Here is a 9,942-nt window from a genome sequence, read left to right as displayed (position 1 = left end):
CTGGACCCGATCAGCGGCGAACGCATCCGCGCCGGCCGGGCCACCGACCACCGCTACGAACGCGACACCGCCGGAGAACTGCTGCATATCGACGTGAAGAAGCTCGGGAAAATTCCGGACGGCGGCGGCTGGCGGGTCCACGGCCGATCCGAAGCCGTCAGAGGCCGCGGCCTGGGCTATGACTACGTCCACGTTGCCGTCGATGACCACTCCCGGCTGGCCTACGTCGAGGTTCTCCCGGATGAAAAGGGCCCCACCTGCGCGGCGTTCCTGGCCAACGCCGCGACTTTCATGGCCGCGAACGGGGCACCCGTGCAGGAAGTCATGACCGACAACGCCCTGGCCTACATCCGGTCCACCGCCTTCGCCAAGGTAATGGCTGACCTCGGCGCCAAACACCGGCGCACCAAACCCCGCAGCCCCTGGCAAAACGGCAAAGCCGAACGGTTCAACCGCACCCTCCAGGAAGGCTGGGCCTACAAGAACGCCTACGACTCCAGCACCCACCGCACCGAGGCCCTCACCGGCTGGCTAGACTTCTACAACCACCGCCGAAACCACGCAGCCCTCGGAGGACGACCACCCATCAGCAGATGCAACCAACCTGCTGGCTGAGTACAGCTAGCAGTCCACCCACCACCAGGACCAGGGCGCCGGGAACTCTGGGCGCGATCGCCTTCAGTCCAAAGACCACGGCCAGCGAGACAACTCCCACGACCACGGTGGTCTGCTGCGCCTCACCCCAGGTCCCCAGCCACGACCGCAGTTCCTGGATCGGGTTGGAGCCGGTAACTTCTGTGCCGGTGAGTTTCGGAAGTTCCCCGATCACGACGTCGATCGCCGCGCCGAAGAGGAAACCGGTGACGACGGCCCGCGAGAGGAATTGCGCAATCCAGCCCATCTTCAGGACGGCAAGAAGCAGGAACAGGATGCCTGAGGCCAGAGTGATCCCCGCAACAAATGAGGCGACATCCTGCTCTTTGGTGATGCCGGCCGCGAGCACCGCGCTCGCAGCCACCGCCGCCAGACCGGAGCTGGGCCCCATCGAGATCTGCCGGCAGGAGCCGAAGATCCCGTACACGATCGCGCCGGCCGCCGCCGCGTAGAGGCCGTTCTGCAGTGGGATCCCCGCGATACCGGCATACCCCAGATTCTTGGGAACGATCAGGGCAGCGACGGTCACCCCGGCAATCAGATCGCTCCGCAGCCAGGCGCGGTCATAGGAGCGGAGCTGGCCGGCAATGGGCAGCCCGGTCGGGCGGCCCCGCTGCAATTTCTTCATGACTCGTCCTACTCGTCGATTCCCGATTAGAAATCCGTGGCGGTCCTATCCGGACCGGGTGCTGCGGTGTGGCCGCCGGCGTCCGTCCAATGGAACTGCGGGCGCGTCGACTGTTTCGCGTCCGGCTGGTCGGCCTCGACTGCGGCCAGGTTGCGGATCAGGACGATCAGCCAGGCAAAGACGAGCGACGCGGAGATGAGTTCGACCGCGGTGAGGTTGTAATAGCCGAACGGAAAGTACATCACGACGGCGAAGGCGATGACCGCCAGGAACACCAGCCCCAGCACGTTGAACGTCGCCGGGATCGATGGGACCAGCGACCGCATGCGGACAATGAGGGTCCCGAACACCACCACCATGCCGGACGCGGCCGCGGTGTGGAGCCAGAATTGCTCATCGACCGGGAACAGTCCCACGCAGGCGAGGAGAATTCCGATCAGGATGATGCCGCCTTCGAGCAGTCGCACCCGCCGGCGCGATAACGCGGTTTTTGCCATCGATTCAAGCGTCCTGGTGGAGTATCCGGCCAGGGTCGTGACCACGACGCCGGCGATGATCAGCGTGACGTTGAACGCCACCCCGGAGACGGCGGAGCTCATGCCGAGGGCACTGAGGTTTTCCTGCCACCACTGAGGGTTCTGTGCAGTGAGCATGCTCGTCAGCACTCCCATGACGAGGAAGACGGCGAGGAGCGCGGCGAGGCGATAGGCGTTCATGGAGATTGCCGACAGGTACGCGCTGTAGGCACTGATGGCTCCCGTGATCGCGACGATGATCGCCCCTGCCAGCGGGTACAGGACTGCGCCGACGAAGGCCTGCTGGAGGAGCGAGAACAGCGCCAGCCAGCCAAGCAGGAAGATGCAGCCGTGCGCGAGAGCGAGGGCGGCGATGTCGATGACATCGCGGGTTCGGCCGTCTCCGGAGGCTCGTGGGGATTCGGGACCGCTGCGCTGCAGGCACCCGCTCACCACGGCTCCGGCACCAAGAACAGCCGTCCCGAGCGCGGCGATGTCGCCGACCGAGCCGCGTCCGGACAGTGGAACCGGTTGTCGCCCCACGAGCAGCAGCGCCAGGACGCCAAGGATGAGGAATCCTGCGCTGCCGATGACGAGCGCCCGGGATTCGGAGGTGACTGCAGCGTGTTTGTTCTGGGCTGACATCGTTCACTCGCCTGGTCTGGGACATAAGAGTCAGGGAGGGCTGCCGGCGGCGACACTTCGTCCTGCCTGGACAAATGGCGGCGGGGATTGGTCCACTCCTGGGTACCCCAACGCTACGACTGCCCCGGACGGGTGCCGTCACCCGGAAAGGATGAAACTCTTCGGCCGTCTGCGCCTCGTGGGCCGCAGATATCTCCCCCGATACTTGCACCCAAGGTGTTGAATAGTAGTAGAGGCGGCGCGACTACAACGCCGCACAGGCTGGCTTTACGTTGCTTGCCGGAGCTGTGGGCTCCGGCGCGGGACGGGGCCGGCGACGCTTGAGAGCCCTCTGAGACCGGGGTTCTCTCCCCCCAGCCGTCGTCGGCCCCTTGTGCACCCTTCTTGGCGAGTCTGTCCTACCCTGCACCAGTGGGCTGGTTCAGGCCGCCGGGGAAAGCGCGGCTGCCTGAACCGCCTCACGCATGGTCGTCGCCGGCCGGCCGATCAAAGTACTGAGGTCACCGCTGGTCACAAGCAGCTCACCGCGTGCGATGCCGAGGTCGCTGTCCGCCAGGATGGCCGCATAGCCCTCCGGCAGGCCGGCGCCCACCAGGACCTCCGTGTATTGCTCCGCGGGCAGGTCCTGGTACTTCACCGGCCGGTCGGTGGCGGCGCTGACTTCCTCGGCCAGCTCGCTGAGGCTGAACGGCACGTCGCCGCCGAACTCGTAAACCCTCCCGGCCTGGTCATCCCGAAGCAGCACCGCTGCCGCGGCCTGGGCATAGTCTGCGCGGGTTGCGGCACTGACCCGGCCGTCACCGGCGCTGCCGAGCACGGCGCCGTGCTCGAGGTAGCCGCCCAGTCGGTCCGTGTAGTTCTCCAGGTACCAGCTGTTGCGGAGCAGCGTGTGGGGAAGGCCGGACTCTTCCAGGGCTGCTTCCGTGGCCTCGTGCTCAGCGGCCAGTTGCATGTCCGTGCTGCCGGCGTTGGCGATGCTGGTGTAGGCGATCAGCCGGACGCCGGCAGCTTTGGCGGCCGCGATGGCATTCCGGTGCTGTTCAAGCCGCCGGCCCACCTCGCTGCCGGAGATCAGCAGCACCTTGTCGGCGCCGGCAAAGGCCTGGCGAAGAGATTCCGGGTCGCTATAGTCGACGCGCCGAAGCTGGACGCCCCGGTCGGCGAGGTCGCCGATCCTGGCCAGATCCCGGCCGGTGGCAACAATCTGAGCGGCGGGAACATTGTGCTCGAGGAGCGCTTCAACAACAAGGCGGCCGAGCTGGCCGGTGGCGCCGGTGATGACCATGGTCATGGTGGTCCTTTCCACAGGGATGAGTGACACCCATGCCAACTTCACCGCCTTACGAATACTTCCCGGCAGAGAGTACGCACCTTAAAGTAAGGTACCTACATGAAAGTAAGTACCGCTCTCCCCGGCCTGTCGGACGCCCCGGAACTGGCCGGAATCTTCCCGGCCGGATGTGCCAGCCGCACGGTCCTGGATCACGTCTCCAGCAAATGGGGGGTGCTGATCCTGGTCGCGCTGTGGGACGGGCCGCAGCGCTGGAGCGAACTGCGGCGCCGGGCCGACGGGATCAGCGAGAAGATGCTCGCCCAGACGCTCAAGATCCTGGAAGGGGACGGATTCCTCCGTCGCGATGCCCGGCCGGTCATCCCGCCAAGAGTCGATTACAGCCTCACGGACCGCGGCCGCGAACTCGTGGCCGTGCTGCTCCCGCTGGTGTCCTGGGTCGCCGAGCACGCCAGCGAAATCGTTAACCCTGACGGTGCGAACCCTGGCGGTGCCGAAAAATCCGAGGAAACCGTCGACGCAAAAACTGCGCCATGACGGAGCTCGATTTAAACGTGCGCTGGTTCGCCGGGACGCGGTCCCGTCCGGACAGCGAGGGCCAGCCGATCCAGGTGCACCGGGCCGCGTCGAATACGGTCCTGCTCCGGCAGAGCATCGCGGACAATTTCGAGGCACCCTTCCTCTACCTGCTGTTCGGCGACGACCGCGCCCTGCTCCTCGATACGGGCGCGACGGCGGATGCCACCAGATTTCCACTTCGGACAACAATCGACACGCTCGTCGAAGAGTGGCTGAGCGGACACCCCAAAGACGGTTACGAACTCGTCGTCGCCCACTCGCACGCCCACGGGGACCACGTCGCCGGGGACGGGCAGTTCACGGACCGGCCCGACACCCGGGTGGTGGGACACTCGGCAGAAGACGTTGCCGCATTCTTTGGGATCGGCAGCTGGCCCCGGGACACGGCGCGGTTTGACCTTGGCGGACGTGTCCTTGAGGTGATCCCGGCGCCGGGGCACCATCCCTCCGCCGTCGCCATCTACGACGAGGCGGCCGGTGTCCTGCTGACCGGCGACACGGTGTACCCGGGCCGGCTCTATGTACAGGACTTTCCGGCCTTTCAGGAGTCGCTCAACACGCTTTGCGACTATGCCGCGGCGCATCCGGTCGGGGCTGTCCTTGGTGCGCACATCGAAATGTCCGTCAGGCCGTTCCGGGACTTCCCGCTGGGCTCGACCCGGCATGCTGACGAGGCTCCCCTTCCCCTGGGTGTCGGGGATCTGCAGGCAGTCAGGGCCGCGGCCGCCCGGATTGCCGGCCGCCGCGGGGCGCACCGGTCCGCCAAGTTCATCATCTGGAACGGTCCATGCCGGCGGGAGGCCGCAGCCCAGTCCGCACGGCTTCTCCTGTCCCGGGCAATGGGCCGATAGCGGTCGCCAAGAGGTTTGGGGTCACGGCAGCGGGGTTGTGGACAGGGACGCCCGGTGGAAGTCCGTGCGCCACACATCGGTGACGTGTCCGTTGCCGTCGGTGACGAGGTATTCCGGCCAGCGGTCAAAGGCGGAGCACGGGTGCGATATCCCGAAGTCGACCACATCCGCGACGCCAACCTGGCTCACCCCGGTGAGGACGGTGTGATGGTCGTAAAGGTTGCGTACAACGGCGGTTGCGTCCTTTACGGGGCCGCCGTCCGCGGTGTGGGCCGACAGGAAGACCGGCAGTCCGGCGTCGTACGGCAGGTCCCGTTTACCGGCACCGACGACGGCCATTCCCGCCTCGGGGGCGGACAGGACGACGGCCCGGACCGACAGCGCCGGAACCAGGCCCGGAACCGGACTGACCCCGGCGTAGGTGCCGTGATCGTGGGTGACATAGCAGCCCGACCGGAGAAGCCTTCTGGTTCCGGGCACCTGGCTGTCATCAGGCAGGTGCTCCACGACGCGGTCCGGAAATGCCGACCCGCCCATGGAGTAGACCGGTGTGGCGGTCTCAAAATACTTTGCGACCACGAGATACACGTCCCGCACCAGTCTGCAGTGCCGGTCGACGGCTTCGATCGTGGACTCCGCCCGGCTGTTGGGAACAACCCCCTCGTACCCCGCAACACCGGCGAGCCGCAGCCCGGGTGTGCCGTGGACCAGCTCAGCGAGGCGAAGTCCCTCGTGGAGATCCCTGATTCCGGTGCGGCCGTCCGGGGTTCCGACGTCGATCAGCACCTCGAGGGTGACGGCCGCCCCGGCAAAAACCCGGGCCGCCGCCTCGACCCCGGCGGCCGAATCAACGAAACAGCGGATTTCCCGCCCGGAGTCTTCCGCCAGCCAGGCGCGCAGGCGCAGAAGGCCGTACCGGTCGACGATCTCATTGGCGACGAGAACACGCTGATGTCCCCACTTCAGTGCTGACGCGACCTGGTCCACGGTGGCGACGGTGACCCCGACGGCGCCGGACGCCATCTGGCGCTCGATGATTGGCGCCGACATCGTTGTCTTGACATGGGGGGCCAGCTCCACGCCCCGTTGCCGGCACCACGCTGCCATCACACGGACGTTGTTTTCCAGGGCATCGATGTCGAGCCGCAATTGCGGAAATGCCGGGGCGGTGACCATCGTGGCAGAAAAATCCCGGTCGGTTTCGCTCTGACGCTGGGTCGGGCTGCTCACGAGGCTCCTTTTAGTCATGGGACAAGTCCCCGCGCTCTCCGGAGGCGTCCGCGGTAATCCGGCAAGGGCGGTGCGTCGATTGTGTCATGGCGTCTTCCCGGTCCCGAACTGCCGGGCATTTCTCGTGGCACCCCACCACGGCCCGCCCGGGAGGATAATGGCTCGAAGGACCACAGCCCGGCACGGATGGGAAGGGGTCAGCATGCTCGCGCCACCGCGCATCACCGTTGAGGTGCCGGTCCTCAGCGTTGGCTCCGGGCCCTCCGACTATGAGGAACTGGGCAGCCATGTCGATGCGCTCCGCAGGCAAAAGGGGCTCCATCTGACCCTGCTGCACATCGGCATCCTCGCGGAGTTCGCCCAGGACATCGCGGAGTGGACCAAGGGCATCACGACGGCGGAGGATGCGGCCAGCGCGGCGGTTTCCTGGCTGGCGGGGCTGCCGGTGCTGGGAGGCTTCTCCGCCAGGTCCGAGAGGCTGGTGCTGCTCGGCGGCGGGCGCGTGAGCGGCCTGGAGGTGGAGGTGCCCCAACATGTGCGGGACTATCAGGTCTCCCTTGTGAAGGCGCTGCACGAGCTGCTGGCCGGGCTGTTGGTGGACAGCGTCGATGACTTCATCCTCAGCTCACGGGCACTCGGCTTCAGGTACCCCCGCTGGACACCCCACATTGCCGTGGGACGCCCCAAGACGAGGGACCCCGGACCCTGGAAGATTGAGCCGCTAGCACTCGAATTCGGCGAATCACGGATCCGGAATCGCCAGTTCCTCCCGGGCCTCGATGACGGAGCGGACGGCGGGACCGGGGTTTCCGGGCACCCCGGACCGGTGGAGGCCGGATGACCATTCGGAGCGCGGGAATTCTGCTCTACCGGCGCGGGCCCGGACCGGAAATGGAGGTATGGATAGCCCACATGGGCGGACCATTCTGGGCACGTAAGGATGCCCGTGCCTGGTCGATTCCCAAGGGCGAATACTCCCCGGACGAGGACCCGCTGGCCGCCGCTCTGCGCGAGTTCGCCGAGGAAATGGGATCTGCGGCACCGTCCGCCGACTACATCCGGCTGGGCGACTTCCGGCAACCCTCCGGCAAGATCATCACGGTCTACACGGCCGAGTCCGACTTTGCCCCCGAACGAATCGTGAGCAACACCTTCGCACTGGAATGGCCGAAGGGCTCCGGCCTGGTCCGTAGCTACCCCGAGATTGACGATGCCAAATGGACCCGTGTGCCTGAAGCCCGCACCGAGCTGGTCGGCGGCCAACTGCCCATCCTTGATGGGCTTATCCAACATCTGGGGAGCCGCGGCACCTGACAGGCCCGGCCCCGGTCACTCTTTCACTCTCACAACCCATTGCTGGCCCGGCAGCAGACTGCCATCCTTGGGTAATCCGCACTCCCGGAAGCGAGCGAAAGGCAAGGATGATGCCGCGCAAACTGAGAAGTTCAGCGAACCCGGCGCCTAACGATCCCACAGCACACGCACAGACGCTCCACGCACAGAGAGGAGTCCCTCGATGAATGCGGCCGAACCGACCGGACGGCGCGAACCGACAGCCCGCCAACGCGCCGAGAGCCTGAAGGAGCGCGTCTACATCAGCTTCACCAGCCTCGCCGTGGTGCTGGCCCTCAGCAGCCACGCCGATGAGACGACGCCCGGCGCCGCGGCGGCAACGCTCAGCATCGTGGTGGTCGGTTCCCTGCTCGGGATCTTCGTCGCCGACCTGCTGAGCCACCTGACAGTCCACGCCGAACTCCCCAGCGGCCACGAACTCCACCACATGATCGCCGTCAGCACCGAGGCCCTCAGCGTCCTGGTGACTCCGCTCCTGCTCCTCACAGCGGCCGGCCTGGGACTCTGGTCAACGGCTGTGGCACTGCAGTGGGCAACCGTCATCCTTGTGGTGACACTCCTCGTCGTCGGCTACCTCGCGATCCGGCGGCTCGACCTGCCGTTCCGCCACAAAGCCCTCATCATGTTCGCCGAAGTAGTGTTGAGCCTGGTGGTCATCGGGCTCGAACTGCTGGCGCACAACCTCTGACCGATGACCAGATACGTGATCGGCCCGGATGTGGCCCTGAGGCTCGCCCGGGACAGGGCCTGGATAGCGGACACGCACCAATTGGTGGCCCCAACGCTGTTTCGCTCGCACGTTCTCTCGCTTCTCTACCAGGCGGTCCGGCGCGGGGAGCTGGCCCGGAGCGAGGCGGAAAGCCGGCTTGATTACCTGCGGGGCCTCCGGATCAGGCTCCTCGGAGACCGGGTGCTGCAACGCGCTGCGTGGAAGGTCGCGGACCAGTTGGGATGGGATGAGACCTTCGACGCCGAGTACGTCGCGCTGACCCAACTCCAGGCGGACGCCTTCGTGACACTCGACGCCGGACTTGCCCGGGCCGTGGCAGGTCTGGTCAGGCTTGCGGCGCCCGACGAACTGCTGGCACCGGGGCAGTGGAATCCGATTTAGCCCGCTGGTCCAGGCCTGCCGGGGATCAACCAAGGGGATCAACCGGCGCCTTCACTCGTTGGGGAGGTAGCGGCCCGACACCCGCAGCGCCCTGCTGCTCGGAAACTATGCTGGTCGCCAAAGGATGTCCCTGATCAGCGCCCGATTTGGCGTGCTCCTGCCCCCGCGGCAGGCGGATTTCGTTGAAACGGCAGTCCGCACGTTCAACGTCCTGAATTCACACCGCCGTGCATGGCGGTTTCGAGGCTTGGTTGTCATGGACCGGCACTTTCATTGCCAGCTCGCGCTTCGCGAGATGCACGGACTTCCCAGAGGACGCTTCCTTCCGTTCCTCATCCGCACCCTCCCACAGCCCGACCACATCATCCACCTGGACGTTCAACCCCGCGAGGCCCACGCGAGGGTCCTCGCGCGAGGCACGGACGCAGAGCGCCTCGAGGACTTGGAGTCCTTGCGCGACGCCTACCAGTCACTTCCCGAATTCCCCTGTTTCACCAGCATCCCTGCCGACGGACCGCCGTCCGAAGTGCTCGCCCGGGTTCAAACGGCCATCTCGGGTGCCGGCGGCTGACCGGAGGGCGCCACTCCCCCACCGGCTGTGGCGCCGGGGATCCCTCCCGGCCAATTCGCACAGCATTTTCACAGGCAGGCGCTATTGCGGATACAGCCGGATCCACAAGAATGGTCGAAACTGATAGAGGTATCCGCAGATTCAATGGTGACCGCGGCGTGCCGGCGTCGGTGGCGAGCGTTTTGACCTTTCGACCTGAAACCGACTAATGACGGGTTTCCGAACATGTTGACCCTGCGCAGGCACGTTCTTCCTTCCCTCCTGGCCGTGCTGCTGCTCTCTGCAACGGCCTGCACCTCCGAGCAGGCCGCCGGAGCCCCGGTGGGTCTCCCGTCCGACGGCGTGACCAGCGCCCCGACGAGCGGCCCGACCAGCGGCCCGACCAGCGGCCCGACGAGCGGCCCGACCAGTAAGACCACCGCCCCCGGTGCTAAGGCGTCCCGGCTGGCGCCGGGGGGTGGGGTGGATGCGCGGGCCGTGCTGGCTGATTTCAAGGGCCGGGGCATGATGGACC

General features: G+C 66.4%; 12 protein-coding genes and 1 pseudogene. 9 read left to right on the top strand and 4 right to left on the bottom strand.

Annotation, left to right across the window (positions count from 1 at the left end; genetic code table 11):
* A partial coding sequence (locus BJQ90_RS05910; protein ID WP_226759374.1) for an integrase core domain-containing protein occupies positions 1-615 on the top strand: 615 nt, incomplete at its 5' end.
* Here the strand turns inward: BJQ90_RS05910 and BJQ90_RS05905 are convergent.
* From BJQ90_RS05905 to BJQ90_RS05895, 3 genes are all read right to left on the bottom strand, one after another.
* Complete coding sequence (locus tag BJQ90_RS05905) at positions 587-1,282, bottom strand: SulP family inorganic anion transporter (RefSeq protein ID WP_226759373.1); 696 nt, start codon at positions 1,280-1,282, stop codon at positions 587-589. The two genes, BJQ90_RS05910 and BJQ90_RS05905, sit on opposite strands and share 29 nt — an antisense overlap.
* A 26-nt stretch (positions 1,283-1,308) precedes the next feature.
* On the bottom strand, positions 1,309-2,442 hold the full coding sequence (locus tag BJQ90_RS05900) for a hypothetical protein (RefSeq protein ID WP_226759372.1): 1,134 nt from the start codon (positions 2,440-2,442) through the stop codon (positions 1,309-1,311).
* Positions 2,443-2,863: 421 nt separating this feature from the next.
* Positions 2,864-3,733, bottom strand: a complete 870-nt coding sequence (locus tag BJQ90_RS05895; protein WP_226759375.1) for an SDR family oxidoreductase — start codon at positions 3,731-3,733, stop codon at positions 2,864-2,866.
* Between the two features lie 99 nt (positions 3,734-3,832).
* Between BJQ90_RS05895 and BJQ90_RS05890 the strand changes: the two genes are divergently transcribed.
* The gene (locus BJQ90_RS05890) at positions 3,833-4,270 is read left to right on the top strand and encodes a winged helix-turn-helix transcriptional regulator (protein WP_226759371.1); all 438 of its coding nucleotides are present in this window, start codon (positions 3,833-3,835) and stop codon (positions 4,268-4,270) included.
* The gene (locus tag BJQ90_RS05885) at positions 4,267-5,163 is read left to right on the top strand and encodes an MBL fold metallo-hydrolase (protein WP_226759370.1); all 897 of its coding nucleotides are present in this window, start codon (positions 4,267-4,269) and stop codon (positions 5,161-5,163) included. Before BJQ90_RS05890 ends, BJQ90_RS05885 begins: the two co-directional genes overlap by 4 nt.
* Positions 5,164-5,184: 21 nt before the next feature.
* Here BJQ90_RS05885 and BJQ90_RS05880 read toward each other — a convergent pair whose 3' ends face one another.
* Positions 5,185-6,393, bottom strand: coding sequence for an alanine racemase (locus BJQ90_RS05880; protein WP_226759369.1), 1,209 nt, complete (start codon positions 6,391-6,393; stop codon positions 5,185-5,187).
* A 202-nt stretch (positions 6,394-6,595) separates the two neighbouring features.
* Here BJQ90_RS05880 and BJQ90_RS05875 point away from each other — a divergent pair, with 202 nt between their 5' ends.
* The 6 genes and pseudogenes from BJQ90_RS05875 to BJQ90_RS05850 form a co-directional block, all read left to right on the top strand.
* The gene (locus BJQ90_RS05875) at positions 6,596-7,234 is read left to right on the top strand and encodes a hypothetical protein (RefSeq protein WP_226759368.1); all 639 of its coding nucleotides are present in this window, start codon (positions 6,596-6,598) and stop codon (positions 7,232-7,234) included.
* On the top strand, positions 7,231-7,707 hold the full coding sequence (locus BJQ90_RS05870; RefSeq protein ID WP_226759367.1) for an NUDIX domain-containing protein: 477 nt from the start codon (positions 7,231-7,233) through the stop codon (positions 7,705-7,707). The genes BJQ90_RS05875 and BJQ90_RS05870 overlap by 4 nt, the downstream gene beginning before the upstream one ends.
* 202 nt (positions 7,708-7,909) lie before the next feature.
* Positions 7,910-8,434 carry a hypothetical protein gene (locus tag BJQ90_RS05865; protein ID WP_226759366.1) on the top strand — a complete coding sequence of 175 codons (525 nt, stop codon included), beginning with the start codon at positions 7,910-7,912 and terminating at the stop codon, positions 8,432-8,434.
* Positions 8,435-8,437: 3 nt separating this feature from the next.
* Positions 8,438-8,857, top strand: coding sequence for a type II toxin-antitoxin system VapC family toxin (locus BJQ90_RS05860; RefSeq protein WP_226759365.1), 420 nt, complete (start codon positions 8,438-8,440; stop codon positions 8,855-8,857).
* A 124-nt stretch (positions 8,858-8,981) separates the two neighbouring features.
* Positions 8,982-9,428: a thymidylate kinase gene (locus BJQ90_RS05855; protein ID WP_226759364.1), complete on the top strand. Its 447-nt coding sequence runs from the start codon at positions 8,982-8,984 to the stop codon at positions 9,426-9,428.
* Positions 9,429-9,653: 225 nt separating this feature from the next.
* Positions 9,654-9,942 (top strand): annotated as a pseudogene (locus BJQ90_RS05850) (hypothetical protein); the annotation flags it as partial.

The organism is Arthrobacter sp. SO3, assembly GCF_020532825.1.
Taxonomy (GTDB): Bacteria; Actinomycetota; Actinomycetes; order Actinomycetales; family Micrococcaceae; genus Arthrobacter.
Note: the sequence above shows the minus strand (reverse complement) of the source record. Positions and strands in the feature narration are given on the sequence as shown.